Here is a 24,973-nt window from a genome sequence, read left to right on the forward strand (position 1 = left end):
CAGCTTCGAAAAATCGTGGGGTTCGCATAAATCCGAGCACTGCTCGGATTTGGCAAGTAAACCTCACCTAAGTTCATCCGTCAATCGCTTGCGTCGACTACGCACACCGATCCGACGCCGCTAAGCTCGGTCGGACCATGACTGCGCCATCACCTGACAAGAAGTCCGCCGCGACATCAGAGCGCCGCCGGAGTTACAACACCGGGATCACTGCGGACGCAGTGGTGACCGTGGCGTTCGGGCTCAGTCGCGAGCACGGAGTCGAGGGCTGGTCGCTGCGGCAGCTGCTCGGCGAACTCGATACGTCGTTCTCCGTCGTCTATCGACTCGTCGGAGATCGGGACGCACTCTCGGCTGCGGTGGTCGACAGTGCGGTGTCGTCCGTGAACGTTCCATCCGCACAAGAAGATTGGCGTCAATGGCTGACACATCTGCTCTTGCAGATGCGAGAGGCATTGATCGAGTGTCCAGGTGCGGCGCAGTGGCTGCTGATGAACGGAGTTGCCACCCAGCGCAGCCGGGAACTCATGGAGGCAGGATTGGCATCGCTGATCGACGCCGGGTTCGGGGAAGAAGCCGCTCAGGCTTACACCGTCGCCTTCACCTCGACAATCACACTGATCGCCATGAACGACGCCAGGCGCATTCCCAGCGGACAGCCCTCACCCGATCACAGCGCGATGCTGGAACGACTGAGTAACGACGGACCCTCAGATCCTCGTTCATCGATGGAGACACTGATCGGGAAGTTCGCCGGTCCACCGGATGCTGCGGAAGCAACACGGGCAGAACACTATCGCTACACACTCGACCGCGTCCTCGACGGCCTCGAGGCGCGGCTGAACGCAATCAAGGAGTCACAGAAATGACCGAGGGTCGCTGTCGCAGTTGTGCGACAGCAACCCTCGGATGAGTTGGATTCTCGATATGTCTAACGGAACAGGTTCGCGACGAACGGAATCGTGTCAGCCTGTGATTCGACCAAAGCGCCGCTGTGATCGGTGTTGTAGGTCTTGAACGTGACCGGTTCACCGTTGGCGACCAACGCTGCAACCAGCGAAAGTGCAGACGGTGCAGGGACATCCACGTCGAGCAAGCCCTGGCCGATGAAGATGGGGCGATCGTATCCACTGGTCGGTACACCCATGTAATCGTTCAGCAGACCCTGGAAGTTCGGGATCTGACTGAGCGGGCGGGAAAAGATGTCACCGAGGACCAGATCCCTGGAAGCCTCGTCCAGGTCTGCGGCGCAGAGCTTTTCGGCCGAGTCGACCTTTTCCCTTCCCAAGTCGTTCAGGTAGGAATTCAAGTCGATCTCGGGGTGCGCTTCCCGCAAGCCCGCGAGGATGTAGAGCGCGTACGACGTCAATCCGCCGCCGAGGGCGATGGGAGGGAAGCCCGGACCGGCAGGCAGGAGGGTCAACTCGATGTTGGCCGGCACTCCGGTACCCACCCCGCCGCGATAGTCGAGAGAATCCCCACCGTATTCAGTGGCGTAGCGCGCCGTCGTGATGGCCGCTCCGCCGCCCTGCGACTGTCCGACCACTGCCCACCGATTCGAGATGGTGGGGTCGATCACCCGAGCAGCCTTGACCGAGTCGACGACGCTGTGCGCCTCCACCTTTCCGTCGAGATACGGCATCAGCCCCGGTGTTCCCAGACCGACGTAGTCGGTGGCGACTACGACGTAGCCCTCGGAGAGCCAACGCCCCAGGTAGGGGTAGTCGCGCTCGGGCAGGCCAGGCCCGACCAGCGAAGGGGCACAGGAATCGTCGAGTCCCGTGGTGCCGTGCGCCCACGCGATGACGGGCCAACCACCTTCCGGTGCCGGGCCGGCCGGGACGTAGTACGCGCCACTGCTCAGCGCAGGCCCGCCGTTGGAACCGATGGTCCAGTACGTGAATCGCTTGGCATCGGCGGTACCCGGAATCCACAGATCTTTCGGTAGCGGCTCACTCGACACCACAGTGCCGGTGGCTTGCGACGCGCTCGGTGCCTGTGCGGACGCGATGGGCGCAGCAACGGCGGAGCCGATCGTTGCAGCACAGAGGCCTGCGATGGATATGCGGGCAAACGACTTCGACTGGAATTTCACGTCTGACGACTCCGGTTCGTGCGGTGGGCGACCTCGTTGGACGTTATCGTAGATTTTGTTTAACCGATCGGTCAAGCAAAATCTTGCAGCTTCGTGAAACGTATATGTCGAGATTCCGGCCCCAACTCCGACCTAGCATCGAACCGCACGAAAAAACAGTAGGAGGATGTGTCCATGGCACACGTACAGCGTTTCGACCACATTGGCATCACCGTCGCGGACCTCGAATCAGCGACGGCATTCTTCGTCGGTCTGGGTCTCGAGGTGGAGGGCACCGGATCCGTGGAGGGTGAGTTCGTGGAAACCGTCTGCGGTATCCCTGGAGCCAAGTGCGAAATCGCCATGCTGCGCCCGCCGGGCGAAGGATCACGGCTCGAGCTCTCGTCCTTCGTCACGCCCGAGCACGTACCCGGATCGCCCGCTCCGATGGCCAACGAGATCGGGATACGCAACGTGTCTTTCGAGGTGGGCGATCTCCAGGTTGCGGTCGACGCGGTGGCTGCGGACGGTTACGGACTCATCGGCGGGATCGGCGAGTACGAGAACAGCGTGCGCATGGCCTACGTCCGGGGGCCTGAAGGGATCATCGTGTCCCTGTTCGAGCAGATCGCCTGAAGCGTCACGGCATTCGGAGCGTCAGATCGCCTTCCAGGAGCTGGCCAGAGCGCCCATCGCGGCCGCGAATTCGGCGAACGCCGCGTCGATTCTGACGCGGTCACCGGTGGTCACCAGATCGAGCGTCAACCCGCGAATCTGCGCCAACACGATCGTCGCGTAGCGATCAGCGCGATCGGGTGGACATCCGTGCGCGAGCGCAGCTTCCGCCAAACCACCCAACCAGTCCCCCACCACATGGTCGAGAAACTCGCGATACCGCTCCGGATGCAACAACGCCTGTCCGTAGATCTCGAACATCAAGCGAAAGTTCGGCAACGATTCCGCTGATGTGCGCCCATTCCAGTAACTCGTCAACATCTCGACGATGTCGGTCCTGGAAGAGATGTCGAGAGAAGAGCTGTCTCGCAGGGTGGCAACTACTTCAGTGAGCAGTTGTTCCTTCGAACCGAAATGATGGATGAGTGTCGCATGACTGATCCCCAGATCCTTGGCCAATGGCCGCATGGACAGTTCACCGACGCCGTTCGCCGTGACGTACGCGGTTACCTGCTCGAGCAATTCGGCACGGCGATGCTGGTAACGCAGTTTCCGGCCGTCGACCGGCGTGCTGTCCTCCACCTGCAGGAGCCTACGCAGTACCGGAAACACAGCAGTACCGGAAACACGGCAGTACCGGAAACACGGCAGAACCGGTTACACGGTGACGTGGTGGCGATCCGATCGACTGATCGTCACAGCGGCGACGACAACTCCGATCACCACGCCGATGAGAGTGTCCGCGACGCGAGCCACTGCCGCTTCGGTCCCGATCGGAGCACTGAAACCGATGAGGAGCAGTGCCATCGGGGTGACGGCCAGTGATGTCAGTGCATAGTTCTTGATCACGAGCAGCTCAGCAGCAGTCTGCAGAATCACGACCACGGCAACCGCTTGCCAGTAGCCGAGCGTCAATGCGATGAGAGCAGCAGCGACGACGGCGCCACCGACATTTCCCACCAACCGCTGAATCCCACGCTGGACGGTCTGCTTGTAGTTCAGCCCCTGCATCGCGGCGATGGCACCCATCGACGCCCAGAGCGGATGCTCCAACCCGGCTCCCGCCGCGAGCCAACCGGCCAGAGCCGACGCTGCCACGATGCGGAGAGCATTCATCCGCACCGGGCGCGAATACAGCCGATTCAATCCTTCGAGAAAATAGCCTTCGGGCGCGGCCAGGTTCTTTGCCAGTGCGAGATCGTGTTCGATCATGCTGGAACGCTTGAGCTTCCGAAGCTCCTTCTCGTGCCGAGCAATGCTGCGAATCAGGGTGGCGTCGCCGTGCAACTGCCACTCCTGAACTGCCGCTTCCGCTTCGTCGAGCACCGCCACCAGTTCGCGTCCGTGATCGACGGTCGACTTGATCCGGCCACTCGACGCAATAACCAAGCGGGCGTTGGCAATCGATCCGAGCGCCGGTTCCACTCCGCCTGCTCCGGACTGTTCGAGACGCCCCACCGCAGAGACTGCACGGGCAACTGCCAGGCGGGCAGGTCCCATCGGCAGTACGAGCGCTGGGAGCATCGCGGCCGCCCAACCGACCAGAACTCCGAGCGCACCGGCAGTGACCAACCGCGCCAAATCATCAACGCTGGAGGCATATCCGGCTGCACCGGTCGCCGCGAAGACGAGGATGACGGGCCCTGGTCCGGTGATCCGGAAGCCCGACATGAAGCAGTACGACGCACCCGCAAGCAAAGAGAGGATGCCGATCTGCAACCACATCGGAACGCCCGCGACACCCATGGCGCCGCCGAAGGCAATCGAAACCACCAGTGCAGCACCCACCATTGCCAGCTTGCCGGCCAACCGTGGATACGGCTCGTACCTGCCGAACGCGGCGCACAGCGCGCCCAAGGCCGCGAAGCCGGCCAATTCCCGATGCCCGAGCAGTCCGCCGACCACGAGGACTACGGCGGTGGCGAGCCCGACCCTGATCGCGGGGGCGATGGTCGCGTCGGCAGATCCGACGCGAAAAGCCGCTCGCCACGTCGCCCCGGAGACGGTATGTGCAATGGCTTCACTCGAATGAGTGAGACGGCTGGGCGTCCTGGCTGCGGTTTCGGTTCGGCTCACCCACCCAGCATACATTTATTTCACTAGTAAATTACTTGTGAAGTAATGTGAAATCTGTCGCTAAGATGGGGCCATGGGCGCGGCGAACAGATCCGAAGACGACTTCATCGACAAAGTCCGTCGCGAATGGAAGCGCGCCTACCCGGAGTTCGACACCGCCCCCGTCGAAGTGATGGGCCGGATCGCCCGCATCAACGCGCAGTCTCTTCACCAGCTCGACCGCGCACTGGCGTCCAGCGGGGTCTCTCGCGCCGAATTCGACGTGATGAGTGCACTCGCTCGCAGTGACCGTCCCCTGCGGGCGAGCGAAGTCACCGCCGTCACGATGGTCAGCGGCGCCGCCACCACAAAACACGCAGACCGCCTGGCCAAGCTGGGCTTTGTCGAGCGTCAGCGCTTCGAACACGACGGACGAGTGGTTCTGCTTCAACTCACCGATGCCGGTCGCGCATTGGTCGAGGCAGAGTTTCCCCGACGCGTCGAGCGCGACCGTCAAGTACTCACCGGACTCGACGAGGACGAACGTGCCCAACTGACGGCACTGCTCAAACGCATCTCACTCAACATCGACTCGGGGATCTGGGACTGACCTACTTCGGCAGCGGCACGTTCTGCAAGCGCACCTGACCGCGCGCCACCTCTTTCCCCGATTCCGGATCGGTGATGACCACCGACCACAACTGCTGAACGCGTCCCTGCTGTATCGGCGCAGCCACGACGTCCACGCGCCCACCCGTACGCGCCCGCAGGAAATCCGTTCCGTTGTGCACTCCGACGGCAAATTCGCCACGGTCCGCCACTGCGGTACTCGCCCCGATGCTCGCGGCCGACTCGACGGCAGTCGTGTAAACGCCGCCGTGGACAACGCCCCACGGAGTGTGGTGTGCCTCGGACAGATCGATGTGCCCGACAACCTTCGTGCCGGACACCTCGTCCAGTTGCAATCCGGCAGCGCTGACGAATCCGCTTGCTGCCTCGAGATTCAATTCCGTCATGACGACCCCTCATCTGCTCCGTTGGATTTCTCGACCTACCTTCCGCCCTCGAATACATGCCGTCAAGTGCTAAGTTGGAATTCCCAACTAACATTTCCAACTAACAGGGGCCCAGAGATGACGGCGACAAAAGGACGCAACTGCTCCATCGCCAACGCCTTGGAGGTCGTCGGCGAGAAGTGGTCACTGTTGGTGCTCCGAGAAATCGTCCTCGGGCAACGACGGTTCGACGAGATCGCCGCGGGCACGGGAGCCAGCCGCGACATCCTCGCCGCGCGTCTACGCACCCTTGTCGACGCCGACGTCCTTACGAAGCGACGCTACGAAGACCATCCACCGCGCTACGAATACATCGCCACCGAATCAGGGAAGGCGCTCTACCCGATCCTGATGGCACTCATGGAATGGGGAGACACCTTTGCGACGACGGGTCCACCGCCAACCGTCGTCGAACACCGTTGCGGTGAGATCCTGCACGCCCAAGTTGTGTGCGCGCACTGCAAAGAGCCGCTGGCCGCCAAAGACGCGCATGTAGTCGAACTCTCGCCGCCTGCTCGATAGCGTCAGCGTCCGGGCGGAAACCCGCCTGTTGCGATCGGACCCCAGGAGTCGACGGTGACGCGGATCAGGCTCTTACCCTGCTTGCGCATGGCTTCGCGGTACTCGTCCCAGTCGGGATGATCACCGGCGATGGATCGGTAGTAGTCGACCAACGGTTCCACCGAGTCCGGGAGGTCGATCAACTCCGCGGTTCCGTTCACCTGGACGTACGGGCCGTTCCACTCGTCGGAGTGGATACACAGAGACACCGCCGGGGTGCGGCGGACATTCGCGGCCTTGGCCCGTTCCGGGTACGTGGAGATGACGATCCGACCCTCGTCGTCGACCCCGCACGTCACCGGAGAGATCTGCAACTCGCCGGATTTCTTCACCGTGACGAACGTGGCCCGATGGCGCGGCCTGACGAATTCGAGGAGCTCGGCAAACGACACACGATCTGCGCTGGCGATCTTGGACATGACCTCAGCCTAATTCGATTTACGAACTGACGCTCAGGGCATCTCGATGGTCTGAGCACGTGCGATTTCGCCGATTGCACGAATGATGTACGCGCTCTGAGCTTTCTTCACTCCGGTCGACAAACTCCCGATGACCAGAACCGCCGAACGCAGGTACGCGCCGTGCCCGATACGGAACGAATCGTCTTCCAGATCCGAGATCCCGAGCGCCCCGGTGTAGACCGCAGCGAGCGCCTGCACGTCCAGATCCGGCAGCCACACAATCGTGGACTTGGCGCAGGCGGTGAGCGCATCCTGCACGTCCTCGCTGGACAAGCCGTCCGGATGCGTGTCCTCGAGCAATTCGCGCACGATCGCCGCGTGAACCGAGCTGACCTGCTCGAAAGAGAGCCCGCGCAGTTCCTCGACAGCCACGAGTAGTCCGTCACGATTTGCCGCCCGCACCGCGGCGAGTGCGTCGGCCGTGGCATCGGCGATGTCACGGGCGACCTTCGGCCAATGCGTCGGCCAGCTCTGTTCTGGCGTCCGCTGTTCTGGCGTCATCGTGGTATCTCCTCGGTCCTCGTGTTCATGCGGAAGCCTTCCACATCCCACCGACAGGCCAGGCGATCCGTCAGCGCAGCCGCTCCAACAAGGACATTGCGTTGTGCGGCGCAAAGCCTTTCATGTCGTTGTCGAAGTAGACGTACACGTCGAGGCCCTCGTCCATCCAATCCCGAAAGCGCTTGGACCACTTGTCCAGAGCTTCGTCGGTGTACCCACTCGCATACAGTTCCTTGTCCCCGTGCATCCGCACATAGACAAAATCGGCAGTAGGAGTGGTGATGCGGGGATACCTGCCGGCTGTGTCTGCGACGACAAAACCGATGGAGTGCTCGCGCATCAGGTCCACGGCTTCGTCGGTCTCGAAGCTGGCGTGCCGCGCTTCCACCGCGTAGCGAATCGGCACGTCCCTCTCGGTCTGGGCGAACACTCGGTCTTCGGTGAGTTTGTCGTCGTGCTGTGCTGCCAGATCGGCTGCAGCCTGCGTGGTACGGGGAAGACCGTCGAAGAAGTCGGCCAATCGCTGCGATTCGAACTGCAGCGTCGGAGGTAGTTGCCACAGAATCGGCCCGAGCTTGGGGCCGAGGGCGAGCGTTCCGGCGGCAAAGAAGTTGGCGAGTCCGTCACGGGCGTCGAGCAGCCGTTTCATGTGTGTGATGTACCGGCCGCCCTTGATCGCGAACACAAAATCTTCGGGAGTTTCGCTGCGCCATTTGGTGTAGCTTTCCGGCTTCTGCAGCGCGTAGAACGAGCCGTTGATCTCAATCGACGTCAATCTCTCTGCGGCATAAGACAATTCTTTGCGGTGAGCAAGACCTTTCGGATAGAAATCTCCGCGCCACGCGGGATACGTCCACCCGGAGATACCTACCCGAATATCTGCCATCGATTCAGACTAAGCGGCACTCGAGCGTTTTGGCACTCCGTGTTTCAAACTCCGGCGCTGAGCGCGACGGATACCGGTACGACGGTCAGGCACACCACCGCACCGATGAACAACGCGATCACGAGGCGACGGTCCCACTTTCCGCGTGCACCACTGGCAGCGAGCATGAAGATCACAAAACCTACACACACGGACACGATAGTCACGATCACCGGAGTTCCAACCATGCCGTGATTGTCCCCTACCCATTGCCACCGAGCGCCCTACGGGTACACGATCGAAGTACCCATCCCGAGCTAGGAGTGGAAATGCCGAAATACCTCTGGCAAGTGACGTACTCACCCTCCGGCGCCGCCGGTCTGCAGCAGGAGGGAGGCACTGCGCGGCGCGACGCGATAACGCGAATGGTCGAAAGCATCGGTGGCACTGTCGAATCCTGCCACTTCGCACTGGGCGGTCACGACATGTTCGTGATCGGCAACCTGCCGGACGACGTCGCGGCAGCCGCATTGAGCATTCGCACGGCTGCGGCAGGTGCAGCACGCTCGGAGTCGATCACACTGCTCACGCCGGAGCAGATCGACGAGGCAGTCAAGCGACCGACCGACTACCGCGCGCCGGGCAAATGACGACGGAAGGAATAGATCCCGGCAGCAGCCGAGTTGCACCCGCTGTGACGGAGACTACGAAAACACCTGACCTGGGAACCTACGGAATCTGGCGAGGAGCGGCTGGTTTGCCGCCCGAGCTGGGAACTGCGATCGAGAAACTCGGTTTCGGCACCATCTGGATCGGCGGCTCCCCACGCGCCGATCTACGGATCGCCGAGAAACTTCTCGACGCGACCGAGCACATCACCGTGGCAACCGGAATCGTCAACATCTGGTCCTCACCTGCGGCTGAGGTGGCGGAGTCCTATCACCGACTCGAAGCCGCGCACCCGGGTCGATTCCTGCTCGGCGTAGGCGTCGGACATCCGGAGGCTACCGGCGACTACACCAAGCCGTACGCCTCGCTCGTGTCGTACCTCGACGAACTCGACGCGGCCCAGGTCCCGGAAGCGCGGCGCGTCCTCGCCGCACTGGGGCCGAAGGTGTTGAAACTGTCCGCCGCTCGCGCCGCCGGCGCGCATCCGTACCTGACCACCCCCGAACACACGGCCGAAGCTCGCGAAATCCTCGGCCCTTCGAAGATCCTGGCCCCCGAGCACAAGGTTGTCCTGGAAACCGATCCGGAGAAGGCCAGAGCAATCGGTCGCCCCGCCGTCGCCAACCCGTATCTGTATCTGCGCAACTACACGAGCAATCTCGAGCGCCTCGGTTTTGCGCCCGAAGAGTTGGCCAACGAGGGGAACGATCGCGTCATCGACGCCCTGGTTGCGCGGGGTACCGCGAAGTCCATCGCGGATCGACTTCGGGAGCATGTCGCGGCGGGTGCCGATCACGTTGCGATCCAAGCACTTCCCGCCGAAGGTGATCCGATCGCGACCTACGAAGCACTGGCCGCCGAACTCTTCGACTGACCGGGCAACCCTTGACTTGGATAAGTAGTGTCCGAGTATACTTGGACACTACTTATCCGAGTAAAGGAGAAAAACATGAAGATCGTCATTTTCGGAAGCGGACTCATCGGAAGCCAGGTCGCCGCCAAGCTCGCTGACGCCGGGCACGACGTGAAGGCGCTCGGTCGCGGCGACGGGATCGACATCACCACCGGCGCAGGTATCGCCGAGGCAGTCGAGGGTGCCGACGTCGTCGTGGATCTGACCAATTCCCCGTCATGGTCGGACGACGACGTCTTGGCCTTCTTCCGCGACGGAACCGGCCACATCCTCGCCGCGGAGGAGAAGGCAGGCGTCGGGCACCACGTCATCCTGTCCATCGTGGGTGCCGATCGACTGCCCGATTCCGGGTACATGCGAGCCAAGGTCGCCCAGGAAGACCTGGTCAAAGCGGGCCCGACCCCCTACACGATCGTCCGATCGACCCAATTCTTCGAGTTCGTCGCCGGAATCGCCGACGCGGGAACCACCGACGGCGCCGTCCACGCAACGCCGGGACATCTGCAACCCATCGCGTCTCGAGACGTCGTGTCCCACGTCGCCGAGGTAGTGACCGGCGCGCCGCAAAACGGCACGGTCGAGATTGCCGGACCCGAACCGCTGGGCATCGACGAACTGGTCCGGCGCTTGTTCCTCGTCACCGGCGACAAGCGTTCGGTTATCTCCGATCCCGAAGCCGGCTACTTCGGCGCGAAACTCGACAACTCGGCACTGACCCCGACACCCGGTGCAGATGCATGGATCGCGCCGACAACATACGACGCGTGGCTTGCCGAGAAGGCCTGACGTCGACAACTCGAGCGACGTCCGGCCCGCACCGCTTTCCGCGGCGTCGATAGAGTCCAATCATGAAGCTTTCCGGAGGCGTGGAGTGGTCACTCCACTGCTGCGTGGTTCTGAGCCAGTCCGAAGGGCCGGTACCCACAGCCAGACTCGCCGAACTTCACGGGGTGTCGAAGACATACCTGGCGAAGCATCTGCGAGCGCTCGCGCACGCCGGTCTGGTCAATCCGACCGAGGGCCGAGACGGCGGGTACGTTCTCACCCGGGCTCCCGAGAAGATCACCGTTCTCGACGTCGTACAAGCCGTTGACGGCACCGAACCTGCGTTCCGGTGCACGGAGATTCGACAGCAAGGAATCCTCGCCGCCCCACCGGAACAGTGCCGTTCCGCCTGCGGAATCGCCAAGGTCATGGCCGACGCCGAAAAAGCCTGGCGCGCATCACTGTCGGGGGTCACTATTGCAGATCTTGCTGCAACCCTGGACCTTCCGGCACTCAGAAAGATCCTGAACACACCGATCACACCCTAGAGCAGCCCACACCCCACGAGACGGCAATCCATCGTTCAACTATCGGGTACCTTGTTCGGGGATCAAATCTTGACGAAGAATCTTCCGGGAATTTTCGCAAGATCTCGGAGGGGGTTTCATGGGAGTCAGTGGCGCTGCGGGGTTGGGGCAGAACATTCGTCAAACAACGGGACTGTTGAGTCGCTGGTGGTCTCTTGCGTACGACGGCGAATGGTTCCCGAGGTTCCTGGCTGCTCGATCGATGTTGGGGACAGCCAGGGTGGTCGTCACCTTTTGGTGTGCTGTGTTCGTGGCACTCGCCGTACTGGCTCAATTCGTGAAGGGTGGCGCAACCGAGCTCCCTGAACGGCTCGCGGCGGGCGCAGCATGCATGATCGCGCTCTACTGCATGATTCGCTGGTCACTCGGACGGTCTTGGCCGAGTCACCATCAATCCGTTCGTTTCGTTTCGCTCACCAATATCTGCTTGTCCTTGATACTTCTCGCCGGAATCCATTCGAGCTTCCTGGCATTGACCGGCACCGTCCTGTTCGTGGTCGTCGCGAACTATTCGTCGGTATTCCACAGCCCTCGAATAGTCACCGCACAGATCACCGGCGCGCTGTTCGTCGTTGCGCTACTGACAATTCGAGCTGTAACCGATCCGGATACCGACTCTTCGCTGTCGGTGTCCACTGGATTCGTCATCGGGTGTGTTATCGCTTCAGCTTCGATGACCGTGCATTTCCTCGTCCTGTATTTGACCGACGACGCACGACACTCTTGGCGTGATCCACTCACCGCTGCCCTGAATCGACGTGGGCTGCACAATGTCTGGCAACAGTTGTTCGGTGTCGGCGAACTCCAAGGACACGTAGTCCTTGCGGTGGTGATCGATGTCGATTCGTTCAAGAGCGTCAACGACAAACTGGGTCACGCGGAAGGCGATCGGATGCTGGTGACAGTCGGCCGGCGCCTGAACTCGGTGGTCGGAGAGGTCGGGCTGGTTGCGCGGACTGGCGGCGACGAGTTCGTGATTCTCATGCCCGTGGAGCCACGTCGCATCGAACAAACCGTGGTGGACATTCACAATTCGATATCGCGGCCCGCCGGCCGGCAGTCGATTTCCGTGAGCGTCGGAGCCAGCGTGTGGCTGTCCTCGACAATCCCGGACGCTTCGGGAACCATCGATCGGATTCTTGCCGACGCCGACAACGCGATGTATCGGGCGAAACGACGAGGTGGAGACCAGGTAGCTTGGGCAGTAACGCATCTGAGCTGAATCGACACGATTACCTGTCGATCGAATTCAAAGCGCCGCTTCGCTGTCGTTCGCCGGATCCAGCTGATCCTGGGTTGCCGCCCAACTCGCCAAGAGTTTGAGTGCGTCAGCCGTGGGCGTCCCCGGCGCCGCGGTGTAGACCAGCAGTGTCAGCCCGGGATTGGACGGCAGTTCCATCGCCTCGAAGTTCAGCTCCAGGTCGCCGACGACGGGGTGACGAACCTTCTTGAATCCCGTCCGATGAAAGCGCACATTGTGTTTCGCCCACCGGGTGCGGAATACCTCACTGCGAGTGGCAAGTTCACCGATGAGCTCGGTCAGCGCCCTGTCATGGGGATTGCGCCCCGCTTCCGAGCGGAGCATCGCGGCGATGTCGTCTGCCGCGCGCTCCCAATCCACGAAGAAGTCCTGCGATGCCGGGTCCAGGTACACGAACCGGGCGTAGTTCGCCGGCCTACGTGGATCGGCCAACACCGGCGAATACAACGCGCGCGCCATACGATTGGCCGCCAGCATGTCGTGCCTGGCATTACGTACCCACGCCGGCGCGTCGGTGATGGCGTCGAGTATCTGCTGAATCGCCGGGCTCACGCCCTTGGGGGCGGGCCGCTTTCTACTCGGTGCGCCTGCACTGGCGGCCTTCGCGAGGTCGTACAAATGGGCAGTTTCGGCTTCGTCGAGTTGCAGTGCTCGGGAAAGGCTTTCGAGCACCGAGTCCGACGCTCCCGCCAGATTTCCGCGTTCCATGCGCACGTAGTAGTCGATGCTCACACCGGCGAGCGGAGAAGACCGAGGGAGGTACTGCCGTTACCTGGAACAACAGACACTCCCGCGCCCGCGAGGCGCGGCGTTGACTGATTGCAGTCGACCGGTCCACGCCGAAACGTCGACTTCGAAGCACGCGACACCAGAAGCAAGAGGGGACACCATGCGAGCAACCATCATGTACGGCGCCGGAGACGTTCGAGTCGAGACCGTGCCCGATCCGGCACTGCAGCAGCCGGCGGACGCGATCGTGCGGGTCGTCAGGGCGTGCGTTTGCGGCTCTGACCTGCACCCTTACCACAACATGCCGGCCACGCCCGGTGGTTCCCCGATGGGCCACGAATTTGTCGGAGTGGTCGAAGAGACCGGTCGCGAGGTGTCCACGTTGAAGAAGGGCGACTTCGTCATCGCCCCCTTCGCCTGGTCCGACGGGACGTGCGACTTCTGCCGCGAAGGCTTGCAGACGTCTTGCCGACACGGTGGATTCTGGGCCGGAAACGGGATCGGAGGCGGTCAGGCAGAGGCCATCCGAGTGCCGTTGTCAGACGGCACCCTGGTCAAGGCGCCGGTCGGTGAGGATTCCGAACTCCTACCGTCACTGCTCACACTCTCCGACGTCTTCGGCACCGGCTATCACGCGGCGGTCAAGGGTGGCGTCAACCAACGCACGACGGTCACGGTCATCGGCGATGGAGCCGTGGGGCTGATGGCAGTGCTCTCCGCCAAACGCCTCGGCGCCGAGCGCATCATCCTCATGGGGCGCCACAAGACCCGCACGGATCTCGGTCTCGAGTTCGGAGCCACCGACGTGGTTGCCGAACGTGGAGATGAGGGCATCGAGAAAGTCCGCGAACTGACCGGAGGCGACGGCACTCATGTCGTCCTCGAAGCGGTAGGTCACATGCCTGCCTACGAGCAGTCGCTCGGAGTTGTCCGACCGGGCGGCGTCATCAGCCGAGTCGGGGTACCCCAATACGAAGAAGCTCCAATCGGATTCGGGACACTCTTCGGACCCAACATCACACTCACCGGTGGACCGGCCCCGGTGCGCGCGTACATCGAAGAGCTGATGCCGGATGTGCTCGATGGAAAGATCGAGCCGGGCAAGGTCTTCGACCACACCGTCGGACTCGACGACGTAGCGGAAGGCTACCGAGCCATGGACTCCCGTGAATCGTTGAAGGTCCTCGTCCGCCCGTAGTTCACCACTTGCGAAAGTCCACCACTTGCGAAGAAGATGCGCGTGACCCACATTGCCACCCGTCCTGTTGCCGGTCGCATCAATCCCACCGCGATCCTGGCGATCATTCTGATCAGCTATTTCATGATCCTGCTCGACAATTCGATCATCTTCACCGGGCTACCCAGCATCCAAAGCAGCATGGGTTACTCGGCAACCGGGCTGTCCTGGGTCCAGGACGCCTACACCCTGGTGTTCGGCGGGCTTCTCCTGCTGGGTGCTCGTCTCGGGGACATCTTCGGCCGTCGTCGCGTATTCGTGGCCGGTCTCGCGATTTTCGCGATTGCGTCGTTTCTCGTCGGGGTCGCGCCGAACGGTTGGTGGCTCATCGCAGCGCGCGCTCTCCAAGGCGTCGGAGCAGCAGTGGTCGCCCCGGCGTCGCTGTCACTGCTGACCGCCAGTTTCCCGCCCGGCCCGGAGCGAACGCGCGCTGTTGCCTGGTACGGCGCTGCTGCGGGAATAGGCGCCAGCCTCGGACTCGTGATCGGCGGCGCCCTTGCCGACTGGGTATCTTGGCGCGCAGGCTTTTTCATCAACGTTCCGATCGGTATCGCGATGATCGCTCTCGCTCCCCGGTTCATTCCGGAAACCGAGCCCCACTCCGGACGTTTCGATGTGGCGGGCGCTGTTCTCGCCACACTCGGCATGACCGCACTCGTCTTCGGCACCGTCAACTCGGCCGAAGCGGGGTGGACCTCACCGATCACCGTTGCGACACTGGCGGCCGGGGCGATACTACTGACCTTGCTCTTCCTCAACGAAGCGAGAGCGGAGCAGCCGATCATGCCACTGAGGTTGTTCCGTAGCCGGGAGCGATGCGGGGCGTACGCCGCCCGAATGCTCTATCTGGGTGCCATGATCGGATTCTTCTACTTCACGACTCAGCTACTCCAAGGCGTCATGGGCTTCAGCGCGTTCCAAGCAGGCATCGCCTTCTTCCCGATGACGATCGTCAATTTTTCTGTGGCGATGCTTATTCCGCGACTGACACCGCGATTCGGAAGTTCCGCAATTCTGTCGGTTGGCATTGCCGTCACCCTAGCCGGGATGGCGTGGCTCAGTCTGGTCCATCCTGGCAGGACGTACCTCACTGCGATAGCACTTCCGATGATCTTGATCGGCGCCGGACAGGAATTGGCTTTCGCCCCACTGACTTCTGCCGGCATCTCCGGGGTACAGGCCGAAGATGCCGGTGCCGCATCAGGATTGGTCAACACTGCACATCAACTGGGCAGTGCTCTCGGACTCGGCATCCTCGTCGCAGTCTCCGCGGGCGCCGGATCCTCTGCCGACGACGCTACAACGGCACTCACCGATCACGTATCAACGGCTCTCACCGCAGGCACCGCCCTGCTCGCCGCTTGTCTCGTCATCGTCCTCGCACTGATCGTCCCGGCTACGAGAACGCGAAGTACCGCAAAGCAATTCGACCAGGAGAAAGGAAGCCGAGATGTCGCACTCGTGGACCGAGGCTGAACTGACCAAGATCGGCGACGCCGAGGAGTTGCAGGTCTCCTCGTACCGCCGAGACGGAACCGCAAGGCCGTACGTCACGATTTGGGTTGTCCGTACCGACAACCAACTGTACGTTCGCTCGGCCTACGGAACCGACAACCCGTGGTTCGTCCGAGCAACGGCAAGTGGAACGGGCCGAATCCGAGCAGGAGGAATCGAGCGGGACGTGGCGTTCGAGTCCGCCGCACCGGATGCCCACTCGTCGATCGACTCCGCCTATCACACCAAGTACGACCGCTACGGCCCGCAGATCGTCGGCTCCGTCACCGGCCGCGCCGCCGCACCCAACACCATTCGACTTGTTCCGCTGACGCAGAACTGAACCGCCCCTTTCGATTCCGAGGAGACCTCATGGAAATCTTGAAGCCCCAGCCCACCAGCAAAGCACCCAGCGACTGGTTCACCGGCGACGTCTGGTGGGACGTCATCTACGCCGGCCAGGAGCCGTCGAGGATGCGCGCCAACATGGTTCGCTTTGCACCGTGCGCGCGAACCGACTGGCATTCCCACGCCCTCGGACAGACCCTCCACATCGTCTCCGGGACCGCGCTGGTTCAAGCTCGCGGCGGCGAGATCGTCGAAGTCCACCCGGGTGAGACCGTCTACACCCCAGCGGGAGAGGAACACTGGCACGGCGCGGCACCCGACCGTTTCATGAGCCACCTCGCACTGTGGGAAGGACCCGGCGACGGAGGCACCGAAACTACATGGGGCGACAAAGTCACCGATGAGGAATACGGCGGTCCCCGCGCCAGACGTCGTTGAGACCGGACACCTCTCAGATACGGCGCATCACGGAAACAACTTTGCCCAGGATGACCGCGCGATCGCCGTCGATGACGCTGTACGCGGGATTGCGAGGCTCGAGGTACACGTGACCGTCGCGACGCCGGAGCACCTTCACCGTGGCCTCGCCGTCGATCATCGCGGCGACGATCTCACCGGAATGAGCTTCGTCCTGGCGGCGCACCACGACGACGTCACCGTCACAGATCGCTGCGTCGACCATCGACTCACCACGCACCCGAAGTCCGAACACCGTGCCGGAGCCGACAAGCTCGCGAGGAAGCGCAAGCACCTCGTCGGCGTGCTCCTCCGCGAGGATCGGCGCGCCGGCCGCGATGTCACCGACGACCGGAACCGTCACCGTATTCGACGACGACTGTTCCTTCGCGCCTACGAGGAACGGCCGCACGTCCAACTGCCGAGCCATGGCCGCTCCTCGGCGGAGGAAGCCCTTCTCTTCGAGACTCTTGAGGTGCTTGGACACCGTCGACGTCGAGCGCAGACCAACCGCGTCTCCGATCTGCCGTGTGCTCGGCGTGCACCCGTTGGCAGCCACGAGATCCCGGATGATCATCAGAATCTGCTGCTGGCGGAGCGGCAGGGAGGAGGCGTCGAGGCCACCGAACATGTCGAGATCGTCGTAATCGGTCACGATGAGAATCGTAGTGAGGGGTCCCGACATCCAGGCCAGGCAGTCGGAGTCTGCCAGAAACGGCACAGGCAGTTTGTTTCCCGAGCGGCGCATGGCACGCTGAGCTGATGGAGCCTCTCGAACCGATGCGCCCGGTCAGTGTTCCCGCCGACACCCATAAGTCGACGCCGATCTGGAAGTCGGCACCGGTCACTTTGGGAACGGTGGGTGTGTTTGCCTACGCATTGATGTCCGCGAGAACCGGCGTCGTCGAAGTTGCACTTGGCGCGGCGATCGCGATCGCCGGCGCCGCCCTCTACTGCATGTCAGTGATGCGCACGATCAGAGAAAACTCGTGCAGCCGCGTACCTCTGCTCGGAACCCCACCCGTCTCGCCCCGTGACGTCGACCTGCTCGCCGGGGCCGGGATGCCCTTGATCATGGGCGGATCGTTGCTGGCCATACGAGCAGCGGGATGGACCTGGCCATATCTCTATCTCGGACTGCTCGCCGTGATCATGGTCGCTACCTATGTTCTTCCCGTGGTGGTGCACAACCGACGATTACGGAAGCGAACTCACCGATCGCAAACCCCGTGACGCGGGTACGTCGACGCAACATCTCCAGCACATTCTCCGACGTCCCCACTGGTACGACCGGTCCATCCCCCGGTGGAGCCGACTATGCGCTGGCGACCTTGCTATCAGGCACGACAGCAATATCGACCTTGCTGAACTGCAGCACACCGTCTTCGATCTCGGCGTCGTGCATCAGCTTGCGGTCGCGGTAGTAATTGTTGACCACTTTCCACGCACCGCGGGCACCCTGACGCGGCATCTCTCCGTCGCCGCGCTGGATGTAGCCCGAGGTCAGGGCTCCGCCCATGAGAGATTCTTCGGCGAAGTCCTCAGGTTCGGCGTGAACCTCGAAAGTCGTGTAGTCGCGCTTACGCATGATCTTGAGTACGCGACACAGATAGGACGCGGCCAGGTCGGCCTTGAGCGTCCAGGATGCGTTGGTGTAGCCGAGGATCATCAGGAAGTTCGGGATGTCGGAGTAGAGCACGCTCTTGTAGGCGACCGTCTCGTTGAGCTTGACGGGCTCGCCGTCGATGCTCATGGTCGCCCCGCCCAGGATCTGTACGTTCAAGCCGGTCGCCGTGACGATGACGTCGGCCTCGATTTCGCGGCCCGACTCGGTCACGATGCCCTTCTCGGTGAACGTGGCGATACGGTCGGTGACGATGTCGGCCTTGCCACTCTTGAGCACCTTGAACAGGTCCCCGTTGGGAACCACGCACAGGCGCTGATCCCACGGGTTGTAGTTGGGGGTGAAGTGACGCAGGTCCACGTTCTTGCCGAGTTGCAAGCGGATCTGGGTGAGGAACAGCTTCTTCGCCAGCTTCGGATTGGTGCGTGAGAGCTGAAAGCTGGCGCGTTGCAGTGCGATATTGCGGGCTCGACCGATCTTGTAAGCGATCTGATCGGGAACGCGTGCAAGCTTGAGACCCTTGGCCACAGGGTCCTCGGACGGTAGCGCCTGGATCCACGTGGGCGAGCGCTGCAGCATGGTGACGTGACCGGCAGTGGGGGCCATCGACGGGATCAGCGTGATCGCGGTGGCACCGGAACCGATGACCACTACCTTCTTTCCGGTGTAATCGAGATCCTCCGGCCAGTGCTGCGGGTGCACGATCTGACCGCGGAAGTCGTCCTCACCGGGGAAGGCGGGGCGGTATCCCTTGTCGTAGTTGTAATAACCACAGGCGCCGACGAGGACGTTCGCGGTCCACGTCTCGGTCTCCCCCGTCGCCTCGACCAGGACGGTCACGGACCACTGAGCAGTCGCACGATCGAAGTCCATTGCCACGACCTTGCGGCCGAAGTTGATGTGGTCGGTGACGCCGTATTCCTTGGCGGTTTCCTCGACGTAGTCACGGATACTGGCGCCGTCTGCGAGCACTTTGGTTCCGATCCACGGACGGAAACCGAATCCGAAGGTGAGCATGTCGGAATCCGAACGGATGCCGGGATACTTGAACAGGTCCCAGGTGCCACCGATGTTCTCGCGGCGTTCGAGGATCGCGTAAGTGCTTCCGGTCTGCTCACGAATGAGGTGGCAAGCCGCGCCGATTCCGGACAAGCCAGCGCCGATGATCAGTACGTCGACATGCTGTGTCATGAGGAAACTCGTTTCGTCGGTCGTCGCGAAGCTACTTCTGGCGTCGGCAGTGACCGAGAACGATCGGCCGGTTCAGGCCGGGTTCCCTAAGGTCAGCGCCAATGAACAGGGTATGTGCAACTGACGGTAACAGTCAATATCTCGACCCGGCCGCGTACGGAACATTGAGGCGCGACGCACCGGCCTCGCGGAAACTCGATCGAGACGCCTGAATGCCTCGAGCCATTGGGGAGTCGTTCACGTCGTCGACGGAACGCCTAATGGCTCGTCTACGCGGGATACTCATCGCCCAAATATTCAGCGCCCTAGCATAATTCGAAGGTCCACGATCAGGTGTCGAACGCGCGAGTTTCCATGGGAGGACGGGCAACTGCGATATCGCCGTAACCTTCGTGCGCATCAGCGGAAAGGTCACTGCGATAGCTAACCTGCTGACGAAACCACGCTGAAAGCAACGGTTTTGGTTCCGCAGCGAAGAGAGCGGGCGGAGCGGACCTCCACCGGAGATGTAGTCGCTATGACACTCTCCAGCACAGTCACCGTGTACACCACTCATAGCAATCGAGGGTTCGCCAATGCAATCGCTGCCGGAATCAGCGCCAGGGCTTATTCCGAGCCACAAACCGCAGACATGAGCCTGTTAAGGCATCACACCAGCGATCACGGTAGAGCGCTCGTTCTCCTACCACTCGGGGGCGTCGATTGGCAGGTGAAGGAGCTCTCCGCGCTCGAGGGATCGGTCCTGGTCGGCGATCTCAGTAGCGGCAACTCCATGATTCGGGGGCTCGCAGCGGGCGCCCACGCCGTGCTCAACTCTCAACTGCCATTCACATCCCTGCTCGATGAGCTGCAGGCCGCGATCAACCCCAACTCCGCTCGGTCTGCACACGACAAGTCCTCGCTCGTACAACGCATCCGGTTGCGCACCGAAGAATTCGCACGAATCAGCAGTCTCACCGATCGCGAGTTCGAGATCGTGGGCCTTCTCTACGGAGGCTCGAATGTCGACTCGATTGCTCGAACCGCCCACATCGCACCGACCACGGTTCGCGCCCACATCCGAAGCATCCTGCAAAAACTGGGGGTGCATTCCCAGCTGGAGGCATGCGCGATGCTCCGCCGCTCTGGTCACGACGCACGCAGACACCCACTGGAACTTCGGATCGGACGCTTCTAGCAGGAAGTGCCCCAGACACACTCGCCGAGATGGGGTGCCGCCCCTGATCGAACTCGACCTTCGAAAAGATCGTCAATTTTGACGATTCGATGACGCGCCCGGACGTCGAATATTAGGTCCTACACGACACCGAAGACACGAGTGAACATCGAAAGGTGCATTCAATCAATGGAATACACACGCACAGTGCCGCGGCATCTCGTCCACAGACATGCTGTTGCCGAGGTTTTCTTGACGGACTACCGGATCGAATCGGACTCGGCGTACCAGGTTGCTGTGCAACTCCCGGTCTCGCACCGGATATTCGACGTATCGAGCGAGCAACACGATCCGCTCGGGGTGGCAGAAGCATTTCGACAGGCAGTGGTGCTTCTGTGCCACACCCGATACGAGATTCCACTGCACTACAAGTTCCTCATGGAAACGTTCAGCTTCGAGATGCTGGACGCGCTCGACGTGCAATCAGTCGCGGAGCCGTTGAGTTTCTCGACGACAGTGGACAACCTCACTCATCGCGACGGAGCGGTTTCGGGGGTCGAAGTGTCGGGGATCCTCAGCGAGGGCAACCGGCACGTCGCCAGATGCAACGCTGTTGCGCGAGGAGTCAGCCCCGAGGGATACCGTCGAATCCGGCAAGGACGAGAAGACCACCGCCCGAGCCGGCGTATCCTTCCTTCCGGAGCCGCGGTGGTCGGATCGGAGCGAGTCGGACGCCTAACCGATGGAGATGTGCTCATCAGCACTGATCCTGCTCGGCACGCGATGTTCTGCGCTCCCGATCCACGCAACCACTCCCTTTTCGACCACCCCGTCGACCACATCCCAGGAATGATACTTTTCGAGGCCGCCCGACAAGCGCTCCGATTTCGCATCGGCAACCCAGCAACAAAGATCGCCTCACTCTCGGCGGTCTTTCCGAGGTTCACTGAATGGGAAACGCCGTGCGAGGTGTCAACGATCCCCCTTGACGCGTCGGGCCATGTGCACCGAGTTCGGTTCACTCAAGAACTGGAAACCACCGCGGAACTCGAAATTACAGTTGCGGACCAATCATGAGAGCGAACGAACACGTTCTTCTCGTCGCGTCTACCACGTCAAGCGCTCGGTGCTTCCCACTCTCTCGGTGCAAGCGCCGCCAGTTGCATGACGTGCGCCAACTTGTCCTCGCGGACGATCGTTGGCAGCACCAGGTTCCACATCTGACTCAACCGCTCGTACAGATCGGTTCTGCCCGTCAGCATTTCCGAGAGAATCTGCACTCCGGTGAACGACCCCACCACAAATCGAGCCAACGCGTCTATATCGGTGCCCGGGACGATATCGCCGGCTTCGGCCGCTTGGGTTGCCACCTGCTTGATAGCCTCGATCCAATCGAGGTACGGCTGTTCGATGGGGCCTTGAATACTGCCGATCTCCATCGTCAACCGCATGCCACCTCGCGCGATGGGCTCGGTCACAAGCTGCCGAGCCATCTCCTGCGAAACGAGCACCAGGGTTTCGACCGCGATGTCGGAGTGCGCAGCAACCCGCCGGGTACCCTCCATCGCCATACCGTGCTGCGCTGCGATGACCGCGTGCGCAAGCTCCTCCTTGGACGCGAAATGAAAATACATCGCCCCCTTCGACACACCCCCGTGCTGCAAGATCGTGCCCAAACTGGCGGAGTACCCGAACTTCTCGAAGCTCTTCGCAGCACCCAAAATGACGGCCTGGCGCGTCAGGACAGCACGCTCCTGCATGATCTACCCAGCTCTCGTTGCCGACGGAATGAATCTCAACGATACGTCGAAAGAGCCCGCAGCAACGCTCTCGACACGGACACACCGTGACGACTCTGGTACTCGGGGCCACTGGTTTCATCGGCTCGGCAGTGATGAAACAGCTGGTTTCCCGCCACGGAAACGCTGCAATCGGTTTCGTTCGCACGGCCACCGCAGCCAAACAGTTCGGCCGTGAAGGAATCGCCACCGTGATCGGCGACATCAACGAAAGTGCTTCTCTACGAGTTGCAATGAGTCAGGCGTCGACCGTCATCTGTTGCGTGTCGTACGTGGGCGACGACGAACAACAGTGCGTTCACGTCAACCAACACGGCGTACAGAACGTTGCGTCGATGGCCGCCACCGTCGGCGTCGAACGCTTGCTCTACGTCAGTACCGCGGCCGTGTACGGGCCGGGACCGTTTCGAGACTTGCCGGTCAACGGCGCACCTCTCAGCCCCTTCTCACCTGCCAGTCGCACGCGCGCTCTCGCCGAGAAGTTCGTGCGCGACGCCGGAGGCCTGGTCGTCCGGCCGCATCTCGTGTACGGACCCGGCGACAGATGGTTTCTTCCGACACTGACGCGAATTGTCTCTCGCCTCGACTCGATCATCGACGGCGGTAGCGCTGTCCTGTCGGTAGTCGACGTAGACCTACTCGCCCGATCCATCTCCGAGTTGTCGGTAGAACAGCAATTTCGCTACGGCTCAACACTTCACGTCAACGAGCCTGTCCCGCGGACAGTCATCGACCTTCTCGAGCAACATGCGCGGGAGACCAACTGGACTCTGCCCCAGAACTCTATCCCCCGCGCCGACGCGGTGAAAGCTGCTGCCCAGCTGAGTCTCGACATGCACCAGATCGACATGATCAGCCTCGATCACTGGTTCCGGTCGAGACTGTACTGATGGCACACAGATCACTCTCGCCAAAACACCTGTCTCCCAACATTTTCAGCCCTCCCTATTGTTCAGCCTCAGCAATCAATACGACCTATTTCGCAGTCACCACAGGCGAACAGAGAGCTCTGATCGACGAAAACCACGGCTGCACAAAGACGGCAGTGATCGCGCACACCAAAGAAGCGGCGTTCACGCGACTGGCAGCAGCCTGGGGCTCCCTTCCGTCCGCCTTCGCCGCCGAATGCAGTTTGTGACGATCTAAGTCGTGCGCGACTAAAGGGCCAGGAGCTCTGACATCACGGGAGAAGGCTCTCCATCTCGCTGACCTCGGCTACCGTCATCTGAACCAGAAAACGGGAGAACAGATGCTCACTGCGGATATTTTGCTGTCGGGCCCGCGCGGACGCCGGATGCTGCTCGCGTATGCGATCGACGCCGAACGCGCCCTGCGTCCCGAGCCAGGCGACGACATGTTCCGCATCAACGCTCACCGGGCGGCGTATCACCTCGACGTCGGACAAGGAACCTCCCGAGTGTTGTTCGGCCCGGGCGCCGAAGAGGCCCGGCAGACCATAGTCACCGCGGAGGGCGTGGCGCGCAGCCTCACGGAAATATCGCTCCCCGACGTCACCGCCGTCGATCTACGCTCCGCCCTCGCAGAAGCGGTCGATGCGGCGCGTTACTGGCAGGATCCCGACGGAGAAGACGTCCTCGTCGCCACCGAAGTTATGCGAGATGAGCTTCGACGCGTCGCCGAGCACATCGCGGCTCCGAATGCGCGCGGTGGTGGTCAACCTCGCTCGCCTCATCCGACCAATGGTCGATTCTGAGCAGAGGTGAGGAATCTCCGGACACAGACGAAGTGCCTGCTGCGCAACAACTCCTCAGCGAGTGGCGCACGAGCACCCTGGAATCGGAAGCGAGAGCTGAACGTGACCGCCCGGTGGACCCCGCGGCGAACTGGTCAGGTTATTGGTGGTCGAATCCACCCACTCAGGGTTCGACGAGGGCGCTGTTCGACGGGACTCCGGCGGGCTTGTGGTTCGTCGAAGACAGCATGGGATGGGAACGGGTCGTCGTCCGAGCATTGCGGCCACCGACTGGCGCACGCATCTACGAGATCGACAGCGCGCAAGCCTGGTCGGAGCTGTGCAGACGGTTCCCGCTCGAGGTCACCGCAGAAACGCGGCAGGTTTGGTATCGGACTACCGGCCGATCAGGCAGGTGGGTCATCCCCGACTGGGTGCAGGTCGCGGAAAGATTTGAGGGAGTGCACCTTACCGTGACGGGATACCTCGCGGCAGCAGGAACCGCGATCGAGGTCGATACCGAGACGGCGAGCGTCATCGCGGGCTGGGCACCCGACGAAACATACTGGTTCACCGATGCTGCCACCTACATTTCCGAGCCGTGTGCTTGGGTGCTGCACGACGGCCCGGAAGTGACCGACCAGCCCGCATGGACGCTGGAATCGCAGCAATGACCCGCACGTGAGGGTCTGCTAGGCATGAGCTTCCGTGAGGAATCGATCGCAGTTGCCCTCCGAGTCGAGTCAACTACCCCGTGCGCGGTCGGCAGGAGCACTCACGTGCACGCAGACATGCGGAAGGGCG

At 62.0% G+C, this 24,973-nt stretch carries 30 protein-coding genes and 1 pseudogene; 19 read left to right on the top strand and 12 right to left on the bottom strand.

Annotated elements, in window-relative coordinates:
• Positions 1-137: 137 nt before the first annotated feature.
• The gene (locus G9U53_RS17975; RefSeq protein WP_050656043.1) at positions 138-869 is read left to right on the top strand and encodes a TetR/AcrR family transcriptional regulator C-terminal domain-containing protein; all 732 of its coding nucleotides are present in this window, start codon (positions 138-140) and stop codon (positions 867-869) included.
• A 62-nt stretch (positions 870-931) separates the two neighbouring features.
• Here the strand turns inward: G9U53_RS17975 and G9U53_RS17980 are convergent, their stop codons facing one another.
• Entirely contained in the window at positions 932-2,095 is a 1,164-nt protein-coding gene (locus tag G9U53_RS17980) for a lipase family protein (protein WP_165638997.1), read from the bottom strand.
• Positions 2,096-2,269: 174 nt separating this feature from the next.
• On the opposite strand from G9U53_RS17980, the gene G9U53_RS17985 reads away from it, so the two are divergent.
• A complete protein-coding gene (locus G9U53_RS17985) occupies positions 2,270-2,710 on the top strand; it encodes a VOC family protein (protein WP_007729713.1) in 441 nt (146 codons plus the stop codon).
• A 21-nt stretch (positions 2,711-2,731) separates the two neighbouring features.
• On the opposite strand, the gene G9U53_RS17990 is transcribed toward G9U53_RS17985, so the two are convergent.
• Positions 2,732-3,331: a TetR/AcrR family transcriptional regulator gene (locus G9U53_RS17990; RefSeq protein WP_165638998.1), complete on the bottom strand. Its 600-nt coding sequence runs from the start codon at positions 3,329-3,331 to the stop codon at positions 2,732-2,734.
• Positions 3,332-3,406: 75 nt separating this feature from the next.
• Positions 3,407-4,840, bottom strand: coding sequence for an FUSC family protein (locus tag G9U53_RS17995; protein WP_165638999.1), 1,434 nt, complete (start codon positions 4,838-4,840; stop codon positions 3,407-3,409).
• 58 nt (positions 4,841-4,898) lie between these two features.
• On the opposite strand from G9U53_RS17995, the gene G9U53_RS18000 reads away from it, so the two are divergent.
• Positions 4,899-5,414: a MarR family transcriptional regulator gene (locus tag G9U53_RS18000; protein WP_003940222.1), complete on the top strand. Its 516-nt coding sequence runs from the start codon at positions 4,899-4,901 to the stop codon at positions 5,412-5,414.
• A gap of 1 nt (position 5,415) precedes the next feature.
• On the opposite strand, the gene G9U53_RS18005 is transcribed toward G9U53_RS18000, so the two are convergent.
• A complete protein-coding gene (locus tag G9U53_RS18005) occupies positions 5,416-5,820 on the bottom strand; it encodes a PaaI family thioesterase (RefSeq protein WP_165639000.1) in 405 nt (134 codons plus the stop codon).
• Between the two features lie 117 nt (positions 5,821-5,937).
• Here G9U53_RS18005 and G9U53_RS18010 point away from each other — a divergent pair, with 117 nt between their 5' ends.
• Positions 5,938-6,381 (top strand): helix-turn-helix domain-containing protein, encoded by a 444-nt coding sequence (locus G9U53_RS18010; protein WP_165639001.1) that lies wholly within the window; start codon positions 5,938-5,940, stop codon positions 6,379-6,381.
• 2 nt (positions 6,382-6,383) lie between these two features.
• On the opposite strand, the gene G9U53_RS18015 is transcribed toward G9U53_RS18010, so the two are convergent.
• The 4 genes from G9U53_RS18015 to G9U53_RS18030 form a co-directional block, all read right to left on the bottom strand.
• Entirely contained in the window at positions 6,384-6,839 is a 456-nt protein-coding gene (locus G9U53_RS18015) for a PPOX class F420-dependent oxidoreductase (RefSeq protein WP_030536493.1), read from the bottom strand.
• Between the two features lie 33 nt (positions 6,840-6,872).
• The gene (locus G9U53_RS18020; RefSeq protein WP_030536492.1) at positions 6,873-7,382 is read right to left on the bottom strand and encodes a hypothetical protein; all 510 of its coding nucleotides are present in this window, start codon (positions 7,380-7,382) and stop codon (positions 6,873-6,875) included.
• 70 nt (positions 7,383-7,452) lie between these two features.
• A complete protein-coding gene (locus G9U53_RS18025; protein WP_030536491.1) occupies positions 7,453-8,268 on the bottom strand; it encodes a DUF72 domain-containing protein in 816 nt (271 codons plus the stop codon).
• 44 nt (positions 8,269-8,312) lie between these two features.
• Positions 8,313-8,495, bottom strand: a complete 183-nt coding sequence (locus tag G9U53_RS18030) for a hypothetical protein (RefSeq protein WP_003940600.1) — start codon at positions 8,493-8,495, stop codon at positions 8,313-8,315.
• 81 nt (positions 8,496-8,576) lie between these two features.
• On the opposite strand from G9U53_RS18030, the gene G9U53_RS18035 reads away from it, so the two are divergent.
• From G9U53_RS18035 to G9U53_RS18055, 5 genes are all read left to right on the top strand, one after another.
• On the top strand, positions 8,577-8,897 hold the full coding sequence (locus G9U53_RS18035; protein WP_007729728.1) for a GYD domain-containing protein: 321 nt from the start codon (positions 8,577-8,579) through the stop codon (positions 8,895-8,897).
• A 44-nt stretch (positions 8,898-8,941) separates the two neighbouring features.
• Positions 8,942-9,790 carry an LLM class F420-dependent oxidoreductase gene (locus G9U53_RS18040; protein WP_039973116.1) on the top strand — a complete coding sequence of 283 codons (849 nt, stop codon included), beginning with the start codon at positions 8,942-8,944 and terminating at the stop codon, positions 9,788-9,790.
• Between the two features lie 75 nt (positions 9,791-9,865).
• Positions 9,866-10,615, top strand: coding sequence for an SDR family oxidoreductase (locus tag G9U53_RS18045; RefSeq protein WP_047271926.1), 750 nt, complete (start codon positions 9,866-9,868; stop codon positions 10,613-10,615).
• Positions 10,616-10,677: 62 nt separating this feature from the next.
• The gene (locus G9U53_RS18050) at positions 10,678-11,142 is read left to right on the top strand and encodes an Rrf2 family transcriptional regulator (RefSeq protein ID WP_165639002.1); all 465 of its coding nucleotides are present in this window, start codon (positions 10,678-10,680) and stop codon (positions 11,140-11,142) included.
• A 118-nt stretch (positions 11,143-11,260) separates the two neighbouring features.
• Entirely contained in the window at positions 11,261-12,403 is a 1,143-nt protein-coding gene (locus tag G9U53_RS18055) for a GGDEF domain-containing protein (protein WP_007729732.1), read from the top strand.
• A 27-nt stretch (positions 12,404-12,430) separates the two neighbouring features.
• Here G9U53_RS18055 and G9U53_RS18060 read toward each other — a convergent pair.
• Positions 12,431-13,189: pseudogene (locus tag G9U53_RS18060) on the bottom strand (helix-turn-helix transcriptional regulator); the annotation flags it as partial.
• A gap of 142 nt (positions 13,190-13,331) precedes the next feature.
• Here G9U53_RS18060 and G9U53_RS18065 point away from each other — a divergent pair.
• The 4 genes from G9U53_RS18065 to G9U53_RS18080 are packed head-to-tail and all read left to right on the top strand — an operon-like array spanning position 13,332 to position 16,688.
• On the top strand, positions 13,332-14,369 hold the full coding sequence (locus G9U53_RS18065; protein WP_165639003.1) for a zinc-dependent alcohol dehydrogenase family protein: 1,038 nt from the start codon (positions 13,332-13,334) through the stop codon (positions 14,367-14,369).
• Between the two features lie 36 nt (positions 14,370-14,405).
• Positions 14,406-15,884, top strand: a complete 1,479-nt coding sequence (locus tag G9U53_RS18070; RefSeq protein ID WP_207624353.1) for an MFS transporter — start codon at positions 14,406-14,408, stop codon at positions 15,882-15,884.
• Positions 15,859-16,245, top strand: a complete 387-nt coding sequence (locus G9U53_RS18075) for a DUF2255 family protein (protein ID WP_007729735.1) — start codon at positions 15,859-15,861, stop codon at positions 16,243-16,245. The genes G9U53_RS18070 and G9U53_RS18075 overlap by 26 nt, the downstream gene beginning before the upstream one ends.
• 29 nt (positions 16,246-16,274) lie before the next feature.
• Positions 16,275-16,688: a cupin domain-containing protein gene (locus tag G9U53_RS18080; RefSeq protein WP_050656052.1), complete on the top strand. Its 414-nt coding sequence runs from the start codon at positions 16,275-16,277 to the stop codon at positions 16,686-16,688.
• 13 nt (positions 16,689-16,701) lie between these two features.
• Here G9U53_RS18080 and lexA read toward each other — a convergent pair whose 3' ends face one another.
• Positions 16,702-17,391: a transcriptional repressor LexA gene (gene lexA / locus G9U53_RS18085; protein WP_207624404.1), complete on the bottom strand. Its 690-nt coding sequence runs from the start codon at positions 17,389-17,391 to the stop codon at positions 16,702-16,704.
• A gap of 77 nt (positions 17,392-17,468) precedes the next feature.
• Here lexA and G9U53_RS18090 point away from each other — a divergent pair, with 77 nt between their 5' ends.
• Positions 17,469-17,939, top strand: a complete 471-nt coding sequence (locus G9U53_RS18090; protein ID WP_054781331.1) for a hypothetical protein — start codon at positions 17,469-17,471, stop codon at positions 17,937-17,939.
• Positions 17,940-18,021: 82 nt separating this feature from the next.
• Here G9U53_RS18090 and G9U53_RS18095 read toward each other — a convergent pair whose 3' ends face one another.
• A complete protein-coding gene (locus G9U53_RS18095) occupies positions 18,022-19,521 on the bottom strand; it encodes an NAD(P)/FAD-dependent oxidoreductase (RefSeq protein ID WP_003940522.1) in 1,500 nt (499 codons plus the stop codon).
• Between the two features lie 517 nt (positions 19,522-20,038).
• On the opposite strand from G9U53_RS18095, the gene G9U53_RS18100 reads away from it, so the two are divergent.
• Both G9U53_RS18100 and G9U53_RS18105 read left to right on the top strand, forming a co-directional pair.
• Positions 20,039-20,698 (top strand): LuxR C-terminal-related transcriptional regulator, encoded by a 660-nt coding sequence (locus tag G9U53_RS18100; protein WP_047271918.1) that lies wholly within the window; start codon positions 20,039-20,041, stop codon positions 20,696-20,698.
• 168 nt (positions 20,699-20,866) lie between these two features.
• Positions 20,867-21,754, top strand: a complete 888-nt coding sequence (locus G9U53_RS18105) for a ScbA/BarX family gamma-butyrolactone biosynthesis protein (protein WP_165639006.1) — start codon at positions 20,867-20,869, stop codon at positions 21,752-21,754.
• Between the two features lie 38 nt (positions 21,755-21,792).
• On the opposite strand, the gene G9U53_RS18110 is transcribed toward G9U53_RS18105, so the two are convergent.
• A complete protein-coding gene (locus G9U53_RS18110; protein ID WP_003940238.1) occupies positions 21,793-22,437 on the bottom strand; it encodes a ScbR family autoregulator-binding transcription factor in 645 nt (214 codons plus the stop codon).
• 86 nt (positions 22,438-22,523) lie between these two features.
• Between G9U53_RS18110 and G9U53_RS18115 the strand changes: the two genes are divergently transcribed.
• The 3 genes from G9U53_RS18115 to G9U53_RS33555 all read left to right on the top strand — a co-directional run bounded on the left by G9U53_RS18115 (position 22,524) and on the right by G9U53_RS33555 (position 24,843).
• Positions 22,524-23,366, top strand: coding sequence for an NAD-dependent epimerase/dehydratase family protein (locus G9U53_RS18115; RefSeq protein ID WP_165639007.1), 843 nt, complete (start codon positions 22,524-22,526; stop codon positions 23,364-23,366).
• A 359-nt stretch (positions 23,367-23,725) separates the two neighbouring features.
• Positions 23,726-24,190, top strand: coding sequence for a hypothetical protein (locus G9U53_RS33550; RefSeq protein WP_242692584.1), 465 nt, complete (start codon positions 23,726-23,728; stop codon positions 24,188-24,190).
• Between the two features lie 32 nt (positions 24,191-24,222).
• Positions 24,223-24,843 carry a hypothetical protein gene (locus G9U53_RS33555; RefSeq protein ID WP_242692585.1) on the top strand — a complete coding sequence of 207 codons (621 nt, stop codon included), beginning with the start codon at positions 24,223-24,225 and terminating at the stop codon, positions 24,841-24,843.
• Positions 24,844-24,973: the final 130 nt, after the last annotated feature.

Source organism: Rhodococcus sp. D-46 (assembly GCF_011290655.1).
Lineage (GTDB): Bacteria > Actinomycetota > Actinomycetes > Mycobacteriales > Mycobacteriaceae > Rhodococcus_F > Rhodococcus_F qingshengii.

What these genes read in the sequence shown, in the direction of transcription:
- G9U53_RS18000 (WP_003940222.1), top strand. Translation starts at nt 4,899, where the DNA reads ATGGGCGCGGCGAACAGATCCGAAGACGACTTCATCGACAAAGTCCGT.
- G9U53_RS33550 (WP_242692584.1), top strand. Translation starts at nt 23,726, where the DNA reads ATGCTCACTGCGGATATTTTGCTGTCGGGCCCGCGCGGACGCCGGATG.
- G9U53_RS18075 (WP_007729735.1), top strand. Translation starts at nt 15,859, where the DNA reads ATGTCGCACTCGTGGACCGAGGCTGAACTGACCAAGATCGGCGACGCC.
- G9U53_RS18010 (WP_165639001.1), top strand. Translation starts at nt 5,938, where the DNA reads ATGACGGCGACAAAAGGACGCAACTGCTCCATCGCCAACGCCTTGGAG.
- G9U53_RS18110 (WP_003940238.1), bottom strand. Translation starts at nt 22,437, where the DNA reads ATGCAGGAGCGTGCTGTCCTGACGCGCCAGGCCGTCATTTTGGGTGCT.
- G9U53_RS18030 (WP_003940600.1), bottom strand. Translation starts at nt 8,495, where the DNA reads ATGGTTGGAACTCCGGTGATCGTGACTATCGTGTCCGTGTGTGTAGGT.
- G9U53_RS18050 (WP_165639002.1), top strand. Translation starts at nt 10,678, where the DNA reads ATGAAGCTTTCCGGAGGCGTGGAGTGGTCACTCCACTGCTGCGTGGTT.
- G9U53_RS18105 (WP_165639006.1), top strand. Translation starts at nt 20,867, where the DNA reads ATGGAATACACACGCACAGTGCCGCGGCATCTCGTCCACAGACATGCT.
- G9U53_RS18045 (WP_047271926.1), top strand. Translation starts at nt 9,866, where the DNA reads ATGAAGATCGTCATTTTCGGAAGCGGACTCATCGGAAGCCAGGTCGCC.
- G9U53_RS18055 (WP_007729732.1), top strand. Translation starts at nt 11,261, where the DNA reads ATGGGAGTCAGTGGCGCTGCGGGGTTGGGGCAGAACATTCGTCAAACA.
- G9U53_RS17985 (WP_007729713.1), top strand. Translation starts at nt 2,270, where the DNA reads ATGGCACACGTACAGCGTTTCGACCACATTGGCATCACCGTCGCGGAC.
- G9U53_RS18080 (WP_050656052.1), top strand. Translation starts at nt 16,275, where the DNA reads ATGGAAATCTTGAAGCCCCAGCCCACCAGCAAAGCACCCAGCGACTGG.
- G9U53_RS18100 (WP_047271918.1), top strand. Translation starts at nt 20,039, where the DNA reads ATGACACTCTCCAGCACAGTCACCGTGTACACCACTCATAGCAATCGA.
- G9U53_RS18090 (WP_054781331.1), top strand. Translation starts at nt 17,469, where the DNA reads ATGGAGCCTCTCGAACCGATGCGCCCGGTCAGTGTTCCCGCCGACACC.
- G9U53_RS18005 (WP_165639000.1), bottom strand. Translation starts at nt 5,820, where the DNA reads ATGACGGAATTGAATCTCGAGGCAGCAAGCGGATTCGTCAGCGCTGCC.
- G9U53_RS18035 (WP_007729728.1), top strand. Translation starts at nt 8,577, where the DNA reads ATGCCGAAATACCTCTGGCAAGTGACGTACTCACCCTCCGGCGCCGCC.
- G9U53_RS18015 (WP_030536493.1), bottom strand. Translation starts at nt 6,839, where the DNA reads ATGTCCAAGATCGCCAGCGCAGATCGTGTGTCGTTTGCCGAGCTCCTC.
- G9U53_RS18020 (WP_030536492.1), bottom strand. Translation starts at nt 7,382, where the DNA reads ATGACGCCAGAACAGCGGACGCCAGAACAGAGCTGGCCGACGCATTGG.
- G9U53_RS17995 (WP_165638999.1), bottom strand. Translation starts at nt 4,840, where the DNA reads ATGTATGCTGGGTGGGTGAGCCGAACCGAAACCGCAGCCAGGACGCCC.
- G9U53_RS18065 (WP_165639003.1), top strand. Translation starts at nt 13,332, where the DNA reads ATGCGAGCAACCATCATGTACGGCGCCGGAGACGTTCGAGTCGAGACC.
- lexA (WP_207624404.1), bottom strand. Translation starts at nt 17,391, where the DNA reads ATGTCGGGACCCCTCACTACGATTCTCATCGTGACCGATTACGACGAT.
- G9U53_RS18095 (WP_003940522.1), bottom strand. Translation starts at nt 19,521, where the DNA reads ATGACACAGCATGTCGACGTACTGATCATCGGCGCTGGCTTGTCCGGA.
- G9U53_RS18070 (WP_207624353.1), top strand. Translation starts at nt 14,406, where the DNA reads ATGCGCGTGACCCACATTGCCACCCGTCCTGTTGCCGGTCGCATCAAT.
- G9U53_RS18025 (WP_030536491.1), bottom strand. Translation starts at nt 8,268, where the DNA reads ATGGCAGATATTCGGGTAGGTATCTCCGGGTGGACGTATCCCGCGTGG.
- G9U53_RS17975 (WP_050656043.1), top strand. Translation starts at nt 138, where the DNA reads ATGACTGCGCCATCACCTGACAAGAAGTCCGCCGCGACATCAGAGCGC.